21 protein-coding genes and 1 pseudogene are annotated in these 20,274 nt (G+C 60.0%); 15 read left to right on the top strand and 7 right to left on the bottom strand.

Annotated features, from left to right (window positions below):
• Positions 1-40: 40 nt before the first annotated feature.
• Genes NT26_RS15665 through NT26_RS15655 form a run of 3 tightly spaced genes read left to right on the top strand, consistent with a single transcriptional unit; the run spans position 41 to position 2,887 of the window.
• Positions 41-607, top strand: coding sequence for a TRAP transporter small permease (locus tag NT26_RS15665; protein ID WP_082077728.1), 567 nt, complete (start codon positions 41-43; stop codon positions 605-607).
• Entirely contained in the window at positions 607-1,872 is a 1,266-nt protein-coding gene (locus NT26_RS15660) for a TRAP transporter large permease (RefSeq protein ID WP_052640115.1), read from the top strand. Before NT26_RS15665 ends, NT26_RS15660 begins: the two co-directional genes overlap by 1 nt.
• 25 nt (positions 1,873-1,897) lie before the next feature.
• Positions 1,898-2,887: a TRAP transporter substrate-binding protein gene (locus NT26_RS15655; RefSeq protein WP_052640113.1), complete on the top strand. Its 990-nt coding sequence runs from the start codon at positions 1,898-1,900 to the stop codon at positions 2,885-2,887.
• A gap of 188 nt (positions 2,888-3,075) precedes the next feature.
• On the opposite strand, the pseudogene NT26_RS15650 reads toward NT26_RS15655, so the two are convergent.
• From NT26_RS15650 to pqqB, 5 genes and pseudogenes are all read right to left on the bottom strand, one after another.
• A pseudogene (locus tag NT26_RS15650) lies at positions 3,076-3,954 on the bottom strand (proline racemase family protein); the annotation flags it as partial.
• 101 nt (positions 3,955-4,055) lie between these two features.
• Positions 4,056-5,165 (bottom strand): pyrroloquinoline quinone biosynthesis protein PqqE, encoded by a 1,110-nt coding sequence (gene pqqE, locus NT26_RS15645; protein ID WP_052640111.1) that lies wholly within the window; start codon positions 5,163-5,165, stop codon positions 4,056-4,058.
• On the bottom strand, positions 5,162-5,455 hold the full coding sequence (pqqD, locus tag NT26_RS15640; protein WP_244467703.1) for a pyrroloquinoline quinone biosynthesis peptide chaperone PqqD: 294 nt from the start codon (positions 5,453-5,455) through the stop codon (positions 5,162-5,164). Before pqqD ends, pqqE begins: the two co-directional genes overlap by 4 nt.
• Positions 5,455-6,213: a pyrroloquinoline-quinone synthase PqqC gene (gene pqqC, locus NT26_RS15635; RefSeq protein WP_052640105.1), complete on the bottom strand. Its 759-nt coding sequence runs from the start codon at positions 6,211-6,213 to the stop codon at positions 5,455-5,457. Before pqqC ends, pqqD begins: the two co-directional genes overlap by 1 nt.
• Positions 6,210-7,148 carry a pyrroloquinoline quinone biosynthesis protein PqqB gene (gene pqqB, locus NT26_RS15630; protein ID WP_052640103.1) on the bottom strand — a complete coding sequence of 313 codons (939 nt, stop codon included), beginning with the start codon at positions 7,146-7,148 and terminating at the stop codon, positions 6,210-6,212. Before pqqB ends, pqqC begins: the two co-directional genes overlap by 4 nt.
• Before the next feature lie 402 nt (positions 7,149-7,550).
• Here pqqB and NT26_RS15625 point away from each other — a divergent pair, with 402 nt between their 5' ends.
• From NT26_RS15625 to NT26_RS15600, 6 genes are read left to right on the top strand one after another with little or no spacing between them, the layout of a single operon-like run.
• Positions 7,551-8,756 carry an ABC transporter substrate-binding protein gene (locus tag NT26_RS15625; protein WP_152335951.1) on the top strand — a complete coding sequence of 402 codons (1,206 nt, stop codon included), beginning with the start codon at positions 7,551-7,553 and terminating at the stop codon, positions 8,754-8,756.
• A gap of 23 nt (positions 8,757-8,779) precedes the next feature.
• Entirely contained in the window at positions 8,780-9,757 is a 978-nt protein-coding gene (locus tag NT26_RS15620; RefSeq protein ID WP_052640101.1) for a YVTN family beta-propeller repeat protein, read from the top strand.
• Positions 9,758-9,785: 28 nt separating this feature from the next.
• Positions 9,786-10,274, top strand: coding sequence for a cupredoxin domain-containing protein (locus NT26_RS15615; RefSeq protein WP_052640099.1), 489 nt, complete (start codon positions 9,786-9,788; stop codon positions 10,272-10,274).
• 21 nt (positions 10,275-10,295) lie between these two features.
• Complete coding sequence (locus NT26_RS15610) at positions 10,296-11,081, top strand: ABC transporter ATP-binding protein (protein ID WP_052642254.1); 786 nt, start codon at positions 10,296-10,298, stop codon at positions 11,079-11,081.
• The gene (locus NT26_RS15605) at positions 11,078-11,950 is read left to right on the top strand and encodes an ABC transporter permease (protein WP_082077726.1); all 873 of its coding nucleotides are present in this window, start codon (positions 11,078-11,080) and stop codon (positions 11,948-11,950) included. Before NT26_RS15610 ends, NT26_RS15605 begins: the two co-directional genes overlap by 4 nt.
• Positions 11,947-12,582, top strand: a complete 636-nt coding sequence (locus NT26_RS15600) for a hypothetical protein (RefSeq protein WP_052640097.1) — start codon at positions 11,947-11,949, stop codon at positions 12,580-12,582. The genes NT26_RS15605 and NT26_RS15600 overlap by 4 nt, the downstream gene beginning before the upstream one ends.
• A gap of 1 nt (position 12,583) precedes the next feature.
• Here NT26_RS15600 and NT26_RS15595 read toward each other — a convergent pair whose 3' ends face one another.
• Positions 12,584-12,946, bottom strand: coding sequence for a c-type cytochrome (locus NT26_RS15595; protein WP_162197812.1), 363 nt, complete (start codon positions 12,944-12,946; stop codon positions 12,584-12,586).
• Positions 12,947-13,453: 507 nt separating this feature from the next.
• Here NT26_RS15595 and NT26_RS15585 point away from each other — a divergent pair.
• From NT26_RS15585 to NT26_RS15575, 3 genes are read left to right on the top strand one after another with little or no spacing between them, the layout of a single operon-like run.
• Positions 13,454-14,446, top strand: coding sequence for an ABC transporter substrate-binding protein (locus tag NT26_RS15585; protein ID WP_052640093.1), 993 nt, complete (start codon positions 13,454-13,456; stop codon positions 14,444-14,446).
• On the top strand, positions 14,443-15,258 hold the full coding sequence (locus tag NT26_RS15580; RefSeq protein WP_082077725.1) for an ABC transporter permease: 816 nt from the start codon (positions 14,443-14,445) through the stop codon (positions 15,256-15,258). Before NT26_RS15585 ends, NT26_RS15580 begins: the two co-directional genes overlap by 4 nt.
• Positions 15,227-15,976, top strand: a complete 750-nt coding sequence (locus NT26_RS15575; RefSeq protein ID WP_052640091.1) for an ABC transporter ATP-binding protein — start codon at positions 15,227-15,229, stop codon at positions 15,974-15,976. Before NT26_RS15580 ends, NT26_RS15575 begins: the two co-directional genes overlap by 32 nt.
• Before the next feature lie 36 nt (positions 15,977-16,012).
• Here NT26_RS15575 and NT26_RS15570 read toward each other — a convergent pair whose 3' ends face one another.
• Positions 16,013-16,360 carry a hypothetical protein gene (locus NT26_RS15570; RefSeq protein WP_052640089.1) on the bottom strand — a complete coding sequence of 116 codons (348 nt, stop codon included), beginning with the start codon at positions 16,358-16,360 and terminating at the stop codon, positions 16,013-16,015.
• 437 nt (positions 16,361-16,797) lie between these two features.
• Here NT26_RS15570 and NT26_RS15565 point away from each other — a divergent pair, with 437 nt between their 5' ends.
• The 3 genes from NT26_RS15565 to NT26_RS15555 all read left to right on the top strand — a co-directional run bounded on the left by NT26_RS15565 (position 16,798) and on the right by NT26_RS15555 (position 20,214).
• A complete protein-coding gene (locus NT26_RS15565; RefSeq protein ID WP_082077724.1) occupies positions 16,798-18,702 on the top strand; it encodes a methanol/ethanol family PQQ-dependent dehydrogenase in 1,905 nt (634 codons plus the stop codon).
• Positions 18,703-18,830: 128 nt separating this feature from the next.
• Entirely contained in the window at positions 18,831-19,352 is a 522-nt protein-coding gene (locus NT26_RS15560; RefSeq protein WP_052640087.1) for a c-type cytochrome, methanol metabolism-related, read from the top strand.
• A 1-nt stretch (position 19,353) separates the two neighbouring features.
• On the top strand, positions 19,354-20,214 hold the full coding sequence (locus NT26_RS15555) for a substrate-binding domain-containing protein (protein ID WP_052640085.1): 861 nt from the start codon (positions 19,354-19,356) through the stop codon (positions 20,212-20,214).
• Positions 20,215-20,274 lie beyond the last annotated feature (60 nt).

Genomic DNA, 20,274 nt, shown 5'->3' with positions numbered 1-20,274 from the left:
GTTTACAACGGGCGGGGCGTCGGCAGTGCCGGTTCGTCTAATGATCGGCCTTTCCGAAGCCGTCCTGGTTGCCGAGAAATTCTTCGCCAGTGTATTCATGGCGCTCGTCCTTGGGCTCATTCTCCTCAACGTGATCACCCGCTACACCGGCATGCCCCTTTACTGGGTCGACGAAGCCGCTGTGTATGCAATGGTCTGGCTGGGCTTTTTGGGAGCGTCGGCCCTGACGCGGCTTAGGCTGGACTTCTCGGTGACCTTGCTCTCCGACAAGCTGTCCGAAGTCCATGCGCGACGAATGAAAGCAGTGGCCAGCATGCTGGTGGCGGTATTCGCCTTTGCTCTTGGCTATATGTGCTGGCGCTGGATGGATCCGCTCGGCATTGCTGCAGCGGGCTTCGATGCCAAGGCCTATGCCGGGCAGACCTTTAACTTTCTTTACACGGAGCAAACGCAGACATTGCGTTGGCCGACCTGGCTCGTGAGTCTGATCATCCCAATCTTTGCGGTCACCATGCTGATCCATGCGGTTGCCAATATCCTGGAGGATCTGGGCTTTTCTCCAATACGCCCACGGCCGGGATTCGATCATGCGGAGGGCGTGAACTAATGGTCACGACCTCGGTTTTTCTTCTTTTGATGCTCGTCGGCGTGCCGATCGGACTGTGCCTCATGCTTGTCAGCATGGTCTACATTCTCGACAGCGGAAACCTCCTTCTGTTTGACAGCCTCCCGGTCCAGTTATTCGGCGGCGTCGACAATTATGGACTGATCTCTATTCCCCTCTTCGTGCTGATCGGGGAGGTGATGAACGGCGGCGGGATTACGCGCCGGATCATCGACATGACGATGGCCTTCATCGGCTCGCTGCGCGGCGGGCTGGCCTATGTGAACCTGTTCGCCAACATGTTTGTCTCCTCCATCCTGGGCTCAGCGACGGCACAAGTGGCTATCATGGCGCAGATGATGGTGCCTGAGATGGAAAAGAAGGGCTATGACAAGACCTTCGCGGCTGGCCTTACCGCCTATGGCGGCATGTTGGGTCCGATCATTCCCCCCTCGATCATGTTCGTTGTCTATAGCGTCCTTGCCCAGGTGCCCGTCGCTGACATGCTCATGGCAGGGATGGTTCCCGGTATCCTGTTGACGGCGATCTTCTGTGTCATGATTGCGTTGATGGGCTTCGTCTATGACTATCCGAAGGGAGAGAAGCAGACGATCCGGGTACGTGCGAAGATCGTTCTTAACGCACTGCCGACACTGCTAATTCCCGTTATCATCGTTGGCTCCATCCTTGCCGGTATCGCGAACCCGACTGAGGCCGCGGCCGTTGGCGTGGTGGCGGCTTTTGTCGTCGGGCGATACTGGATCGGCGATTTGTCCTATCGTGACATTCCAAAAATGCTGCTGCGCTCGGCGGTCTATTCCGCAGTGGTGCTCTTTCTCGTCGCGGCGGCGGCGGTATTCTCCTGGGTCCTCGTTTACGGAATGGTGCCCCAGAATGTCGCCGCGTGGGTTCAGACCGTTGCATCTGACCCAATCACCTTCATGCTGCTGGTCAACGTCATCCTGCTGGTCATTGGGACAGTGATCGATGGCGCCCCGGGCCTCATCATGACCGTGCCCATCCTGCTACCGATTGCGACGGAAGTGTATGGCATTGACCCGATCCACTTTGGCGTGGTGGTTGTCATCAACCTGGTTCTGGGCTTTCTGTCGCCGCCCGTCGGCCTGTGTTTCTTTGTGGCGTCAGCGGTGACTGGTGCCAAGCCCGGCAAGATGTTCATCGTCACCCTGCCGTTCTTCTTCGCTTCATGCGTGCTGCTCGTCCTTCTTTCAATCTTCCCCCAGCTCTCCACTTTCTTTGCCGGATAGCCGACAACTCCAGAGGAAAAGACACATGAACATTACCCGTAGAACACTGCTACGCAGCGCCTCAGCCGGAGCGGTTTTGCTCAGCACCCCCTTCATCGCACGCGCACAGGAAAGCCGAACCTTGCGTCTCGGTATCACGACGCCTCCCGGCCACCCGTGGAACAATGCGGCCTTGAAGGTCGGTGAACTGCTCAAGGCAGAGACCAATGGACGGCTGGACATCGCAGTCTTCCCAGCCAATCAGCTCGGCACTGAGGCGGCCATGTTGCAGCAGATGCAGGCCGGATCGCTGGACCTGGGCTGGATCATGACAGCCGAGCTTGGCTCACGCATCCCTTCGATCGCTGCGATCAATGCGCCATGGGTGGTGGATTCTACGGCGAAGGTGGCGAAGCTCGTGCGTCAGCCGATCGCTATGCAGATGCTCGATGTTCTTCCCGCGGAGACAGGCACTATCGGGCTTGCATGGGGCATCACGACAATGCGCGTCGTGTTTACAGCAAAAGAGATAGCAGGTCTGCAAGACCTTAACGGAATGAAGCTGCGCATCAACACAACGCCTGCCTATAAGGACTTCTACGAGCTGCTAGGCGCAGCCCCCACGCCGATCCCCACGCCAGCGGTTTTCGATGCCATGTCCAACGGTCAGGTTGATGGTCTTGAGGCTGACCTGGACTTCTCTTGGAACCAGCGGTTCGACAAGGTGTCGAAGACAATGCTGAAGATGAACGCGATCTTCATGCCCTGTGTTGCGCTCGCATCAGGCCGCGTCTGGCAGCAAATGCCGGAGGCGGACCGTGAGCTCATTGCCCGTTTGACCAAATCGGCGCTCGATGAGCAGATTGACGCAACGGTCGCAAACGAGTCAAAGCTCCTGGACGAATTTGGGAAGGTCATCACGATCAAGGATGTCGAAGTAGCCGATGCCGGCAAGATCATTGAGGCCTATGACAAGATCTGGCTGCCAAAGGCACCAATCCTCGCTGATCTGCGAAAGGTTGGGGCTTCCCTCTAAGCCACGCAGAACCGCCCGCTCGTCGGGCGGTTCCTGCTCGGGCGGCACGTTTTGCTGTCACGGTGTAAGGCTACCAGCGCCTGAAGTCATGGCGGGTAGGTCCAGCTTTCTCGGTTTGGATCGGACAGCGACCTCGTGGGCCTCTGCCTGCCCGACCGCATTGCCGATGGCATCTGCTGGTGCGGGCGTCAGCGCCCGCCCACGCGCAGCCAGGTGTCGGCAAGACGGTAGCCAGTCGGCCAGGGATCATCAGGGTCGAGCATCACCTGATGGGTGCCGGTGATCCGTGCACGGCCGGAAATTTCTGGTATGATTGCAGGGCGGCCACCTATGGTCGTCCGATCGACGATGCGACATTCGAATCGTGAGTCGATTATTGAATATCCGTAAAAGAGCTGCTCTAGATTGATCTGGCTGCGGGCGTGAAGCAGAGCCATGCGCGCCGAGCACCCGGTACCCGTCGGCGAACGGTCAAGTTTGGCAGGCTGGATCACGACGGTGTTGCGGCCGTGCAGCGCGCCGGCTTGCTCTTCAATCGGCAGCGTCAGCTGGCAAAAGGAGATGTGGTTCCATTCCGAATTGTCTGGGTGGTTAAATCCCAATTGCTCGTTTGCCGCATTCGTGATGCGGATGCCCGTCTCAGCAAGTTCGCGTGCCTCGTCCGGGGTGACGGCAAAGCCGAGCGCGCGGGCATCGGCGAAGACGAAACTGTCGCCGCCATAGGCGGTGTCGACGGTGAGCGTACCGATCCCTTCCACTTCGAGCGTCGCATTCAACTTGTCGGCGAAAGCAGGCACATTGGTGAACGTGATACGCTCCGCCTTGCCGTCACGGCAGGATGCGACGACGTCGAACAGCCCACCTGGCGCCTCAAGGACCATTCGTGTTTCCGGCTCGACCATTGGCACAATGCCGCTATCGAGCAGGACGGTTGAAACGCAGATGGCATTGGACCCCGACATTGGGGGTGTATCTTCAGGCTCCATGATAATGAAGCCCATGGTCGTACGCGGATCCTTAGGCGGCACGAGCAGGTTGATATGCCGGAAGACGCCACCGCGAGGCTCCTGCTGCGCGGATAGACCGCCATCTCATACTCGACAGCTGCACGACGGGTTCGACGCGATCGCGGGGCTGCGAAACGAGGCTATTTCTGAAGGGGCCGCAGTCACTGACGTTCGAGAACCGGCGAACCGATACGCCGATACCGGAATTCCTCGCGATCCGCTGCCATGGCCTCATCGATCAGCGCGGCCATCCGGGCGTGGAGCGGAGATTTCGCACAGGCGGGATCGGTTTCCGCAGCACTACCGGCGATTGCCATCGCCTGGCAGCGGCATCCGCCCCAGTCGATCTCCTGCCTTTCGCAACTGCGGCAGGGCTCGCTCATCCAGTCGGTCCCGCGAAAGGCGTTGAAGGCCTTTGATTGAAGCCAGATCTCCGCGAGGCTCTTGTCTCCGAAGCGGTCGAAGACGAGATCCGGAATGGTGCCGGCGGCATGGCATGGAAGGACGCTTCCGTCCGGTGCTACCACGAAGGCATCGCGTGCCCATCCGCCCATGCAAGGCTTTGGATACATGGCAAAATAATCCGGGGTGACGAAATCGATGGCCAGGACGCCGTAGAGGTCTTCCTGGGCCTTGCGCACCGTCTCAACCTGGCGCTCGACCGACGCACGGTCCGGCATCAGGGCGTTGCGGTTGAGGAGCGCCCACCCGGCATACTGCACATTGGCAATCTCCAGCCGCTCGGCGTCGAGGGCCAGGGCGAGATCGATGAAGGCCGGCACTTCCTCGATATTGTGCCGGTGGATCGGCGCGTTGATTGTCAGTGGCAGGCCGGCGGCGCGCACCTGCCTTGCCGTTTCCATCTTCTTCTCGTGAGCGCCTCGATGGTTGCCGATCTTTTCGGTCGTTGGAGCAAATGCGCCCTGGAAACTCACCTGGACATGGTCCAGTCCCGCCTGTGCCAGTGCTTCCATCCGTCCCTCGGCGATGCCGACGCCGGCCGTGATCAGGTTCGTGTAGACGCCGCGACTCGCCAGGCGTTGCACGAGCACCTCCAGGTCCGGTCGAAGAGTCGGCTCGCCTCCCGACAGGTGGATTTGCAGCACGCCGAGATCTGCTGCCTGATCAAACAACGCAAGCCAAGCCTCGGTTGCCATTTCCCGGTTTGCCTTCAGGAGTTCGACCGGGTTGGAGCAATAAGCGCATTGTAGCGGGCATCGATGCGTCAGTTCTGCCAGCATTCCGATCGGCGGAAGTATCGCTTGGGTCATAGCGTCACCAAAGATCTATCTGACCATTCCTGGAGAAAGCCTTCAACGTCCTCTGCAATCTCTTCGGGCGGGGCTTCATAAACAGACGCCAGGTGATCCAGGATCTGCCTGACCGAGTGCTTCCCATCGCACAGCCTCAGAATGTCTAGGCTGATCTCGTCGGGCCAGAACACCTTTTCCGGAGATAGGAGGGCCCAGGCCTGTCGGACCGGATCATATTGCAGGCGTACATGGCGCTTCAGCACCGGGATGGAGCTTGCAGTCACGATCCTGCGCTCCCGCCGCGGCATCATTGTGGCCGTTTCGGATCGAAGGCGCCGGGCGGCACATGGCCGTGATCCCCATAGGCCTGCTCAAGGGCATCCAGCATGGCCCAGAGTACGTCGCACTTGAAGACGAGGGCGTCGATCACCGCCTGCTGCTTTTCCGGCGTGTCGGACTTCGCCAGTACGTAGGCTAGGGCGAAATCCGAATCGCGCGAGGCCTGCGCCGGCCTTGGCCGGAAATATTCAAGGATATCCTCTGTCACGTAGTCGTATTTCGCCAGCATGGCCGGAACGCGCTCGCCGATGATCACTGGGGAGAAGAGCTCGGTCAGTGACGAGGCCACCGCCTCCAGCAGCGTACGATCCGTGCAGAAGGACAGGTAAGCGCCGACGGCGAAGCGTGTGGCCGGCAGTGCTGACTTCTGGCTCTTCACGAGGTCGGCATCGAGGCCGAGGCCGGTCGCCAGCTTCAACCAGCGCGCGATGCCGCCGTTCCAGCCGTCCGTGCCATCGTGATCCTCGACGCGTTTTCGCCATTCAGCACGGAAAGCAGGATCTTCGGCGCGGGCGATAATCATGGCATCCTTTCGAGGAATGACTGATTGATAGCAGTAGCGGTTCAGCGCCCAGGCCTGCAATTGTGCCTTCGACAGCGAGCCTGCCGTCATCTTGTGATGCAGCGGGTGGCGGTTATGGTAGCGGCTGACGCCTACCTCGCGCAGAACCTTCTCCAGCGCTTCGGGCGAAAGACCGTCTCTTGCTGCATCCGCAAACTCGTTCACAGCACCACCTCCATCCCGTCATGAGCAATCTCCCAGCCGCGTCCACGTACCGTCTCCGCTTCAGCGGAATTCTCGTCGAGGATGGGGTTCGTGTTGTTGATGTGGAGGTAGATGCGGCGGCCGATCTCCACATCGGCCAAGGCTGCCGCCGAGCCGTCCGGGCCGGAAATACGCATGTGACCCATGCGCTGCCCCGTCTTGGATCCGACGCCGGATGTGAGCATCTCGTCATCGGTATAGACGGTGCCATCGAAGAGGAGGCAGCGCGCTCCATGTAGACGTGTCTTCAGGTCGCTGTCGACGGCGGCGCATCCCGGAACGTAGAAGGCCGCGACGTTCTCAGCATCCGTTGCAATCCGGACGCCGATCGTGTCGCCCGCCTGCGTCCCGAACCCGGTGTTGGCCTTGCTTTCGTCTTCCATGAACAGCGCCACTTTGCCCGGAACGGGGAAGGGCTCTACCGTAAGGCCCGTCGGTTTGTTTTGCCAATCGAGGACCTGGGTGGTGACGTTTAGAGGTAGCTCGCGTCGTTGAACGACCCTCGGATCGAGGACGTTGAAAATCGAGTTTTGATCCAGCACATCGAGCACGCGCCGCGTCGCATAGATGACGAAAGCTTGTCGCTCCCGCAAGCTGAGAAGGCCGGCGATGTGGTCGACGTCGGCATTCGTCAGCACGACTGCCGCGATCGGCGTCGAGCGGAGCGGTGCATCCTCGGCGGGTTGCAGTTCCGGCGTGGCGGCGATCTGCTGGCGGATGTCGGGGGAGGCATTGAAGATCACCCAATCAACGCCATTGGCAGAAGCGGCCAGACTGGATTGCGTTCTTGCCTTCACGCCTTCGGCGCCCATCCGGGCCGCCCGGCTCAGGCGGAAATTGCAGTTCCACTGGGGGAAACCGCCGCCAGCGGCGGATCCCAGGATCTTCAGCCGCATCAAATGCTTCTCCCCGCCAAGGCAGACGCCGTGGCTTTCCTGAGCATGCGAGGCCCGTCTCACCCGCTGGGCGGGTGAGACGGTGATCGTCAGTTATTTCTTCGCAGGCAGTTGGGCAGGAAAATAACGCGACATTTCCATCCCCACAGCGACGGTGCACATCGCTGGCTTCTTCCATGTCTTCTTCATGTTTCCTCCTTCCAGGTGGCCCATTGTTTGAGCCACGGTCATCATACGCTGTTTGGCGCAGCATCCAAGCCCCGCGTGGCTCACGAAATCTTGGGAGCCCGCCTCCAGATTGAGGGGTTGATTAAATCCTGTCGCGGGATAGTCTTCGCTTCGGCACCGAAAAGACGTTAGTTCCGAACCACTTCGGGACTGGTTTATCCGTGGAGGGATCCGGTGCCTGCTGTCTTCCTGCCGTTCATTGCTATCTTTCTCGTTCTGTTCGGTGTCTTCCCGACTGCGGCGCAGCAATCGGCCGTGCCGCAGGTACAGGTCAAGCTGGGCTACCTTCGCGCCTATGAGCCACAGCTCGCGCTCTCCGTACTCGATGTCGCGCCACGCGACGAAGGGGTGGCTGGGGCCGACGTGGCAATCGCCGACAACAACACGACCGGTAAGTTCCTTGGGCAGACCTACACGCTCGACGTGACCGAGGTAAAACTTGATGCGGATGTGAAGGCGGCGACAGAGGAACTCATCTCGAAGGGGGTGAACTACATCCTGGCGGACCTGTCCGCCGAGCAGCTTCTATCGATCACCGATCTCGCGCGGGATCGGGATGTGCTGATCTTCAACATCGGTGCCACGGATGATCGGCTGCGCGAGGAGGCTTGCCGTTCGAACGTCTTCCACACGGCTCCTACCCGCAGCATGCTAGCCGATGGGCTGGCGCAATATCTCATATGGAAGCAATGGCCTCGCTGGGTGTTGATCCATGGCTCCCATGAGCGGGACAAGCTTTTTGCCGATGCGCTTCGTCGTGCCGCAGAGCGCTTCGGCGGTGAGATCCTGCTGGAGAAGGAGTTCACTGATACCGGGACCGCCCGCAGGACGGATTCAGGCGTCGTCCAGATCCAGCGCCAGATGCCGGTCTTCACGCAGGATTTTCCCGAGCATGACGTCGTTCTGGTGGCCGACGAGAGCGAGGTATTCGGTACCTATGTCCCCTACCGAACCTGGACGCCTCGGCCCGTCGCCGGCACCGCCGGCCTCATTCCGTCTGCCTGGCATCCCGCCAGCGAGCAATGGGGCGGCACGCAGATCCAGAACCGGTTCGCCAAGGCGAACGGGCGGCGGATGCTGTGGAAGGACATGGCCGCCTGGACGGCGGTGCGGGTCGTCGGCGAAGCCGTGACGCGTATTAACAGCGCCGAGGCCGCGAAAACTGCAGATTACCTGCGAAGCCCTGATTTTTCGATTGCAGCGTTCAAGGGGCAGAAGCTGACCTTCCGGACCTGGAACGGGCAGCTGCGCCAGCCGATCTTCCTTGGCGACGGGCGGTCGGTGGTATCGACCTCGCCGCAGGAGGGGTTCCTGCATCAGGTGTCGGAGCTGGACACGCTCGGGGTCGATCAACCGGAAACGACATGCGTTCTGGACTGAAAACGTGTGAGGAGGGATCTGGAATGCTTGGAAGACAGAGTTGTTTGTCAGGCGCGCTTGTATTCGCGGTTGGCCTTGCCACGCCCGCGTCAGCCTACATGGTCTATGTCTCCAACGAGAAGGACAACACGGTAACCGTCGTGGACTCCACCACCATGGAGGTGGTCCACACGATCAGTGTCGGCCAGCGGCCTCGCGGCATCACGATCTCGCATGACGGCAAGTTCATCTACCTGTGTGCCAGCGACGACGACACGATTGAGATCATCGATACAGCCACCAATCAGATCGTCGGCTCACTGCCTTCGGGACCGGATCCGGAGCTCTTCGTGCTCTCGCCCGATGGCAAGATGCTTTATGTCGCCAACGAGGACGACAACCTGGTCACGGTCATCGATCTCGCCAGCAAGAGCGTGGTGGCCGAAATTCCAGTCGGCGTGGAGCCGGAGGGGATGGGGATCAGTCCGGACGGCAAGACGATGGTCAATACGTCCGAAACAACCAACATGGCGCATTTCATCGACACGGCCACGAACGAGATTACGCATAACGTGCTGGTCGATTCCCGTCCGCGCTTTGCCGAATTCAAGCCGGACAATTCCGAAGTGTGGGTGAGTGCCGAGATCGGCGGCACCGTTTCGGTGATCGACAATGAAAGTCGCGAGATCACCCAGAAGATCTCCTTCGAGATCCCCGGTCTGCGATCGGAAGCGATCCAACCCGTCGGGGTCCGGATTACTGCGGACGGCACCAAAGCTTACGTCGCGCTCGGTCCCGCCAATCGCGTCGCTGTCGTCAATACGGAGACCTATGAGGTTGAGAAGTATGTGCTGGTTGGCCAGCGTGTCTGGCAGCTCGCCTTCACGCCGGACCAGAAGACGATCATCAGCACCAACGGCGTCTCCAACGACATCACCTTCATCGATGTCGCCACCGACGAGCCAGTCCAATCGGTGACGGTCGGGGCGCTTCCGTGGGGCGTGGCTGTGTCGCCGCAATAGTTTCAGCGTTTTCAGGAGGAGGATTGAAATGAACTATTATCGCAGACTGTCTCTCGCAGCCTTCATGGGGCTCGCCGTCTCCGTGGTGCCGGCATTCTCGCAGGATGCCGATGATGGTGACGACGATGATGCGCCGGCACCGGCGGCCGCGGCGACGGAGAAGGTGACGCGGGCCAGCAAGGACGTCCCGGAACTGGTCCTGGGGTCGGCGGAAGACAGTTTCACCGTGAACCAGAAGGACTTCGAACTGATCGCCGGGCAGGGGTATCGTTGGAAGATTAGCTCTGCTGCCGGACTGGAGTATAAATTTCACACAGACCTGTTCCGCAATGTCTGGATGAACCAGATCGTCATCAACGATCTTGAGGTTCACATGAACGGGGCACCTGCTTGGCTGGAATTCGACGCGGAAGGGACGATGCAGGTGCAGTTCACGACGATCCGTCCCGGAACCTACACCTGGTCGGTGCCGGACTTGGCCGACAAGGGAATGCAGGGCACGATCATCATCAAGTAGCGGAGAACGGAAGGCGGGATGATGCAGCATGTGAAGGCGGATGAAGCCATGGTCCCGCCCGCCGCTCTGGAAGTGTCCGGCGTAAGCCACGCCTATGGTCGCAAACGGGTGCTTTCAGATGTGTCCTTCACGATCCCGCAAGGCCGCTTCACGGTCTTGCTCGGCCTCAATGGTGCCGGAAAGACAACGCTGTTTTCACTGATCTGCCATCTTTACGATACCCGGCATGGCGCGATCCGCATCTTCGGGCATGACATCGCAAGGCAGCCGGGCCAGGCGCTTCGTCGTCTCGGAATTGTGTTCCAGGCCCGTACGCTGGACCTCGACCTCAGTATCGATCAGAATCTTGCCTATCACGCGTCCCTGCACGGGATCGGCCGGGCTGCGGCGAGGGAGCGGATAGGGACGCTTTTGCAGCAGGTCGGTATGAGCGATCGCCTGCACGACAAGGTCCGGGCGCTGTCGGGCGGCCAGATGCGTCGCGTCGAGATCGTCCGCGCCCTGCTGCATCGGCCGCCGCTGCTCCTGCTGGACGAAGCCACGGTTGGTCTCGATATCCAGTCCCGTGCCGATATCCTGGCGACCATAAGAACCCTGGTGGCGGAAGAGGGGATCAGTGTCCTGTGGGCGACGCACCTGATCGACGAAGTCGATGTCCGCGATCGTGTCGTCCTGCTCCACAAGGGCAGGGTGCTGGCGGATGGCCGTGTTTCGGATGTCGTTTCGGCGACCGGCGCCGAGAATATCGGTGAAACCTTCGGAATACTCACTCAATCCGAGGTGCAGGCGGAGGAGGTGCTGCGATGACGTCGCAAGTTCAGGCCGAGATGCTCGCCGCCGCCGGCGGCCGCAGGTCCGGCTTCAGTCTGCGCCACTACCTCATCTGCTTTCGCGGCATCGTGTTCAGGGAGGCGTTGCGCTTCCTGAACCAGCGGGAGCGCTTCATCTCCTCGCTCGTGCGCCCGCTGTTGTGGCTGTTCATCTTCGCGGCTGGCTTCCGGCAGGTCCTGGGCGTCTCGATCATTCCACCCTACAAGACCTATGTCCTCTATGAAGTCTATATCACGCCTGGTCTATGCGGGATGATCCTGCTGTTCAGCGGCATGCAGTCCTCGCTCTCCATGGTCTACGACCGGGAGATGGGCAATATGAGGACCCTACTGGTCAGCCCTTTCCCGCGCTGGTTCCTGCTCGTGTCGAAGCTGTTGGCGGGTGTCACGGTTTCGATCCTGCAAGTCTATGTCTTCCTGGCAATCGCCTGGTTCTGGGGCGTGAAGCCACCGCTCATCGGTTACCTGTTCATCCTGCCGGCGCTTTTTCTCGCGGGAGTGATGCTGTGCGCACTCGGCATGCTACTTTCCTCGATGATCAAGCAGCTGGAGAATTTTGCGGGCATCATGAACTTCGTGATCTTCCCGATGTATTTCGCTTCTTCGGCGCTCTACCCTCTGTGGCGCATCCAGGAGGCTAGTCCGCTTCTTCACAAGATCTGCCTCGCCAACCCCTTTACCTACGCCGTCGAACTGGTGCGCTTCGCGCTCTACGGGCAGATCGAATGGTATTCCCTATCGGTCGTGGTCGGGTGCATCCTGCTCTTCCTGGGCGGCGCCATCTTTGCCTATGACCCATCGAAAGGCCTGCTCAGCCGCAGGCAGGATGGAGGAGGAAACACATGAGGTTCTCGGCGCGCGTGATGACATACCTCGGAGCCTTCCTGTTGCACGGCGCTCTCGTCGGGCCGGCTCTAACGGCTCAGGGAGATGATCCCGAGTGGCCCTGCATCCAGCGCAAGGTGCCAGAACTCTCACTTGCGCAGATCTGGACCGGACCGGAACTGCCGCCATCGGCAAGCGAATGGGCAGATGATGCCGACGTTTCATATCTTGTCGCAGAGGTCGCGGCCAGGCGCGTGCCCTTGGCCGATGCAGAGCAGATGATCCGCGATTTTGCCACCAGGCTGACGCCGGAAGAGCGGCAGATGCGGCTTGCAAAGCTGGTGAGGGGGCTTTTCGATCACATGAACCGCGAGCGTTCGCAGGTCATCAGCGGTATCGGCCGGTACGCCCATAAGCAGAGGGACTTGGCAGACGCACTGCGCAAGGAAGCTTCGGCTGTCGATGCGTTACGGGCGAAAGCGGACGCTGATCCCAACGAGGTCGCTGTTCGCAACGGCCGGCTCGTCTTCCAGACGAGAATCTTCCAGGAACGGGTCCAGTCTCTCACCTTCGTCTGCGAGGTGCCGACCTTGATCGAGCAGCGCTTGTACGCGCTCGTCAAGACCATCTCGCAGACGCTGGAGAACCGCTAGTTTACGGGAACTGCTTGAGGTAGGCGATCACGTTTGCGAGGTCCTCATCCTTCTTCAGCCCGACGAACGCCATCTTATTGCCCTTGATGTAAGCTTTCGGGTCGTGAAGATACTCCGCAAGCGTTTCGTCGTTCCAGACGAGACCCTTCTCTCCTGCCTCGGCCATGGCTTTGGAGTATTTGAACCCTTCATGCGTGCCTGCGGTGCGACCGACGACGCCCTTGAGAGAGGGACCAATCTTGTTTGTGTCGCCTTCGACGACGTGACATGCCTTGCATTTGGCGAATACTTTCTCGCCGGCTGCAGCGTCTTGGGCAAGACACTGACCGGCCATCGCGATCACGAGGCCCGCCGCCCCAACCATTACCGTAAGCTGCATTCCACATCCTCCCGGAGGTCCAGTTTTTCGTGTAGTGGTGCGCTCCGATCGGATGCGCTGTACACGCGGAGAAAGGTAGACCTTCGTTTGAGCGAGTCAACATAGTCGCGTGGTCCACGCGGTACACTTAGTTGACGCATATCCGCGCAGGGCATACTCTGCTCGAAGCTTTTCATCGGGCACCTTGAGGAGCTTCTGTCGGGTACGTGCGCTCGGCCTTCGATATTGCGCATTCACGCAAGAAAGGTGCTTCCTTGAACCTCGTCGATCTTGTCCTGACAGTGTGTCTGTTCGCCAGCCCTACCAGTTGCCGCGACGAGCATCTTTATTTCGAAAGCGAAGGCTCTCTCATGCAATGCATGATTTCGGCGCCCAGCCGCATCGCGCGATGGTCGGAAGGTCGCCCTGCGTTGAAGATTGTACGCTGGAAATGCGTATATCCCGATGGGAGCCGTGATATCTGACGGGCAAACCTACTTCAGGGGGAGTGACATGGGGATATCGAGACGAGGATTTGGTGGCTTGGGGCTTGCTTTGCTGGCGACCAGCTTGGGCTTTCCGGCGATCGGGGCATCCGACCTGCCGAGGATCAAGGTCGGCGTCCTCAAGTTCGGCACCGTCAGTTGGGAACTCAATACCATCAAGCATCATGGTCTGGACCGGAAGAACAGCGTCGAGGTCGAAGTTCTAGACTTCGCCGGCGAGGACGCAACCAATGTCGCCATGCTGGCCGGCGATCTCGATGTCATCGTGTCCGACTGGCTCTGGGTCTCGCGACAGCGGTCGGAAGGGGAGACGCTGACACTGGCGCCCTACTCAACGGCAGTGGGGGCCCTCATGGTCGAGAACGACTCCGCCCTACGTCAACTGCCCGACCTTGTCGGCAAGAAGATCGGAGTCGCGGGTGGGCCGCTGGACAAGAGCTGGTTGCTGATCCAGGGCCTTGCCCAGCAGGATCACCAACTCGACCTCGCCAAGGAAGCAGAGATCGTGTACGGCGCCCCGCCACTCCTCGCCGAGAAGGCGCTCTCGGGCGAACTGGATGCTGTCCTGAACTTCTGGCATTTCTGTGCTCGCCTGGAAGCGGAGGGCTTCCGACGGCTGGTCGGCGCCGACGATGCGGCCCGGGGCCTCGGAGCATCCGGACCAGTATCGGCTCTCGGTTATGTGTTCCGTGAGGAATGGGCCGACCAGAACCAGGAGGTGGCGCTGAACTTCATTCGAGCAAGTTCAGAGGCAAAGGCGCTGCTCGCCAGTTCCGATCCGGAATGGCAGCGGCTTGCGCCGTTGGTGAGGGCAGAAGGGCGAGCGCTTGAGGTGCTGCGCGATCGGTATCGCGAAGGTATTCCGCAGCGTCCTGTTGCCGAGGAGGAGCAGGATGCCGCCAAACTCTACGAAGTCCTCGCCACCCTGGGCGGCGAGAAGCTCGTCGGGAAGGCACGGCGAATGGCGCCCGGCACTTATTGGGCTGCATTGAAGGCATGAACGTTGACGAGGATGCCAGGGCCGGCTTGGTGTCCGAGCGTCGCGGCGGCGGGCGTGGCGCCTTGCTGCCGCTGGCGAGCACCGCGGCATCCCTGATCGGCCTCCTGCTGGTGTGGAGCCTGGTTGCGGAACTCTGGCCGAGTCGCGCGCTGCCACCACCAGCGGCGGTATGGCGTGTCATCGTCGCCGAATTGATCAGTGGCGATCTCGTCTACCATCTGATAATGACCTTGTGGCGCGTCGCTGCCGCTTATGTCATCGCCATGGTGGTCGGGACCGTGATCGGCATTCTGCTCGGCCGACGACGACGGCTCAACTCATTCTTCGATCCCTGGCTCGTTCTCTTCCTGAACATACCGGCCCTGGTGATAATCGTGCTTGCCTATATCTGGTTCGGCTTGACGGAAGCAGCCGCGATCGGCGCCGTGGCGGTCAACAAGATCCCGAACGTCGTTGTCACGATGCGCGAAGGGGCACGCGCACTCGACGACCGGTTCATGGAAATGGCACAGGTCTACCGCCTGACCAACTTAGATAGGGTCCGGCATATCCTGGTGCCGCAACTCCAGCCCTACTTTGCCGCGGCATCACGTTCAGGCATCGCATTGATCTGGAAGATCGTCCTCGTGGTGGAACTGCTTGGTCGCTCGAATGGCGTCGGCTTCCAGATCTACCTCTATTTCCAGATCTTCGATGTCGCCGGTATCCTGGCCTATACCCTGGCCTTCGTTGCCATCATGTTGATGATCGAACTCGTTGTGGTGCAGCCCGTTGAACAGCATGCAAGCCGTTGGCGTCGCCGCGCCGCTTAAGGTCGAGATCCGTGAAAAAACTTTCCGCTCGACGGAGGGCGTAGGCGTCGTCGCTCTACGAGACCTCTCCTTCGAAGTCGGGTCGGGCGAGTTTGCATGCCTCCTCGGTCCGTCAGGATGCGGCAAGACTACGACATTGCGCATCCTGCTCGGTCTTGATCGAGCCTATTCAGGCAGCATCCGGATGCCGGCCGGAGACAGTCACCGCATCGCGGCTGTCTTTCAGGAGCCGGTGCTCCTTCCATGGCGGACGGTGGAGCAGAACATCCGGTTGACGCTGCCTCCGTCCCTGAAGAAGGTCGTGCTCGACGAACTGTTCGAGGCTCTTGGCCTGTCTGGGCTGGAGACCCTTTATCCTTCCGAACTGTCGCTTGGACTTGCGAGACGTGTCGCTCTTGCCCGCGCCTTTGCGACTGAGCCTTCCATCCTCTTCCTGGACGAGCCGTTCGTATCGCTTGACGAGGCAACCGCCGAAAGACTGCGAAGTCTTCTCGTAACGATCTGGTCGACGCGACCGACCACGGCGTTGATGGTGACGCACAACTTGCGCGAGGCCCTCTTGCTTGCCGACAGGATCATCGTTCTATCGCCCAGGCCAGGAAAAGTCGTCGGCATTTTCAACGTCGGTTTGCCCCGGCCGGAAAGGGATGCGGACCATCTGGACCGACTGGTTCGCGCCTTCAAGCAGCAGTTTGCCGGCGTGGATGGCTTCGCCTGATCATTCATATAGTGCGTAAGGGAAGGTGCGTCCGTATCAGAAGCAGCGGACGTCTGCCTCTGCCTGCGCTCGTCGCAGATCTGCCGTCGCGGACCGTGCAGGCGCACTTTGGCGAAACAGGACGCCTCGTTCACCTGTGATCAAACCAAGGCTTCGAAAGGTCTCCGCCTCCTCATAACGGGTATAGGGTATGATGGAGGAAATGACATCTATGGAGCAGGAACAGCTTTCCAGAGCCTGCCGGGAATTTCCGTTGGCCTTCATGCATCCATAGACGTAGTCGGCGACAGCGATCGTTGGATAATCCTGCGCGGCAGAGGCTCCGGCCGCATACATGATAGCCGCGAAAAACAACACCGAGCGGCGTTTCTGGGCGAGCGTCATAGGTGATCTCCGAGGGGCTCGGGAAGCGATGGGTAAGGTTCATGCTTCAAATACCTAAGTATTATCATAGCAATTGATGGGGCTGGATTAAAGAAAAATCCCGGCCGTGAGCAGTATGCTTTGATACTGCGCCGCAGCAATTCTTTCGCAACGCACCATTCTGATGTATTTAATCTTGCCTATACGGCTATTGTATCCTATCGTCATCTTTGTCATCCGGCTTCAAGGTTTTGTCTTATGGGAGGGACGAGGCTTCGCAGGTGAAAATCGGTACGGCAGCAACGGTGCCCGCTGCTCAAGCCGACAGACATCGTGACACGCTGACGGAAGACGATCCCAGACAGCATGAACGTCCATGACCGGCAAACCAGGTCTTTGGGACCAGTTGTGCCGCGATGACGTGCCTCGGGTGAATAACTGCATCGGGAGGACTACGCATGCGCCTGACCAAAACCTCTGCCTGTCTGTCTCTGACTGCTGCTGGATTTCTGGCAGCTGCCCTTGCCAGCACGGCACTTGCCAATGACGAACTGACTGCCCTCGCGGCAGATTCGAAGAACTGGGCAATGCCCACCGGCGACTACGCCAATCACCGGTATTCGAAGCTCAACCAGATTACCAAGGACAACGTGAAGGATCTGCAGGTCAAGTGGACCTTTTCGACCGGCGTCCTGCGCGGGCACGAGGGTGGCCCGCTGGTCATCGGCGATGTTATGTACGTCCATACGCCGTTTCCGAACATCGTCTATGCCCTCGACCTGAAGAATGACGGGAAGATTCTCTGGAAGTACGAGCCGCGGCAGGATCCCAATGTCATCGGGATCATGTGCTGCGATACGGTGAACCGCGGCGTGGCCTACGGCGACGGCAAGATCATCCTGAACCAGGCGGACACCACGGTGGTCGCTCTGGACGCCAAGACGGGTGAAGTCGTGTGGTCCGTGAAGAACGGTGACCAGATCGACGGCGGCAAGGGTGAGTCCGGTACGGCTGCCCCCATGGTCGTCAAGGACAAGGTCATCATCGGGGTGTCGGGTGCCGAATTCGGCGTACGGGGCTGGACGGCCGCCTATAACCTCAAGGATGGCTCGCTGGCCTGGAAGGCCTATTCGATGGGACCCGATTCAGAGACGCTGATCGATCCCGAAAAGACCACCCACCTGGGCAAGCCCGTCGGACCGGATTCAGGGACGAATACCTGGGAGGGGGAACAGTGGAAGACAGGCGGCGGGACGACATGGGGATGGTTCGCCTATGACCCCAAGAGCAACCTGGTGTTCTACGGTACCGGAAACCCGTCGACATGGAATCCGGTGCAGCGCCCCGGCGACAACCGCTGGTCCATGACCTTGATGGCCCGTGATGCCGATACTGGTGTTGCCAAGTGGCTCTACCAGATGACGCCGCATGACGAATGGGACTATGACGGGGTGAACGAAAACATCCTTGTCGACGCGATGGACATCAATGGCGAGAAGCGGGACGTCCTCGTTCACTTCGACCGTAACGGCTTTGCCTATACGCTCGATCGCAACACCGGCGAACTCCTGGTTGCCAAAAAGTACGATCCGAAGGTCAACTGGGCGACGGAAGTCGTGATGGATCCGAATAGCGACCAGTACGGCCGACCGCAGGTAGTGGCGCAGTATTCGACCCATCAGAACGGTGAGGATACCAATACCACCGGGGTTTGCCCGGCGGCTCTCGGAACGAAGGACCAGCAGCCTGCCTCCTATTCGCCCAAGACCGGCTTGTTCTATGTGCCGACGAACCACGTCTGCATGGACTATGAGCCCTACAGGGTGAGCTATACGGCGGGACAACCCTATGTGGGTGCCACCGTGTCAATGTATCCGGCACCGGACAGCCATGGCGGCATGGGCAACTTCATCGCCTGGGATGCCGCCAAGGGCGAGATCGTCTGGTCGAAGCCCGAGCAGTTCTCGGTCTGGTCGGGTGCGCTCGCAACGGACGGCGACGTCGTCTTCTACGGCACGCTGGAAGGTTACATCAAGGCGGTCGATCTCGACGGAAACGAACTCTACAAGTTCAAAACTCCGTCGGGGATCATCGGCAATATCAACACGTATGAGCATGAGGGTAAGCAGTATATCGCCGTTCTGTCCGGCGTCGGTGGCTGGGCCGGCATCGGATTGGCCGGCGGTCTGCTTTCTCCGGAAAACGCTGCGGCGTGGCATGGTGCCGTTGGCCAGGGCCGTGACGCAGGCGAAGAAGCTCAGGTGGTCGGAACGGCCGGACTGGGTGCTGTGGGCGGCTATGCGGCATTGGCCGACTATACCACCCTCGGCGGACAATTGACCGTCTTCGGTCTTCCTGACTGACAGGCTCAATCAGCAATCAGGCTGCCTCGCGTGGGCGGCCTGATAGCAGCCCAGTCGGCAGTCGCGTTTCTGATTGCCAAATGTGGATCCAGAGGATCACCGCCTTCTTGTGAGCATGAGGTTGCTTGATGAATTCCCGCCTTCTTGCCTTAGCCGTTGCCGTGACGCTCCCTGTTCTCAACCCAAGCCTTGTCCTATCAGCCGACACGAAGGAGAAAGCTGCCGCAGTCAGCGAGGAAGACGGCAAGTTTTTCGACGCGGAAGGCACGCCGACCTTCAAGATCGAGAACGGAACCGTCGACTGGTATACGTTCAGCGGTTATCGGCGTTACCATTCGGATTGTCATGTCTGTCATGGCCCTGACGGGGTCGGATCCAGCTACGCGCCTGCTCTGGCGGAGAGCATGAAGAACATGGACTATCCGACCTTCCTCTCGATCGTTGCCGAGGGAAGGCAGAACGTTGGAGGCGGCAAGGAAAACGTCATGCCGGCATTCGGCGACAACAAGAACGTCTACTGCTATCTCGACGACATCTACATCTATCTGCGGGCACGTGCCGTGGACGCGGCACCGCGGGGACGTCCACCCAATAAGGCGGACAAGCCTCAGGGGGCGAAGGATTATGAAGCGTCCTGCATGGGTGGGTGAGATGGCCAGTACGTCCTCCCCCAGCCTCCTGAAGCCCGTCCTCCTTGCCTGTGCCCTGCTTTTACCATTGCAGGCGCAGGCCCAGACCGCGGGACTGGGTGCCGCCGGCGAACTGGTCGACCCCGACGTCCTGCGCGTCTGCGCCGACCCGTCCAACATGCCCTTCACAGACCAGAGCGGCGAAGGCTTTGAGGACAAGCTTGCAAAAATGGTCGCGACTGCGACGGGGCGAAGCTCGGTGGCCTATACCTGGTTTCCATCGATCACGGGCTTCGTGCGCAATACTCTGGGGGCCAATCGCTGCGACATCATCATGGGTTATGCGCAGGGGGATGAACTGGTCCAGAACACCAACGCCTATTACCGTTCCTCCTATGTGATGCTTTACAAGAAGGACGGCGAACTGGCGGGCGTGGAAACGCTGACGGATCCGAAGCTCGCTGACAAGCGGATCGGGGTGGTCGAGGGGACGCCCCCGTCCGCCAACATGGCAGCCGCCAAGCTGATGCGCAAAGCCAAGGTCTACCCGCTCATGGTGGATACGCGTGTTGCTCCGTCCATGGCCGAAGTGATGATCCGGGACATGCTCGACGGCGTGATCGACGCGGCTGTAGTTTGGGGACCTATGGCCGGGTATTATGCGAGCAAATCCGGTGCAGACCTGGCGATGGTGCCGTTGATCAAGGAGAAAGGCGGTCAGCGGATGACCTATCGCATTACGATGGGGGTGCGGCCATCGGATCAGGAGTGGAAGCGCACGCTGAACACCTACATCCGTGAGCATCAGGGCGAGATCAACAAGCTCCTTTTGGAGTACCACGTCCCGCTTCTTGACGAGCGGGACCAGGCGATCACGCAGTAGGAAGTCGCGACCGCCTGCGACGGCGGGTGCTTCGGACATCAGGCAGCCGTATTTAGCCGG

This window comes from Pseudorhizobium banfieldiae (assembly GCF_000967425.1).
GTDB lineage: Bacteria > Pseudomonadota > Alphaproteobacteria > Rhizobiales > Rhizobiaceae > Neorhizobium > Neorhizobium banfieldiae.
This window is presented reverse-complemented; position numbering and strand designations above follow the sequence as displayed.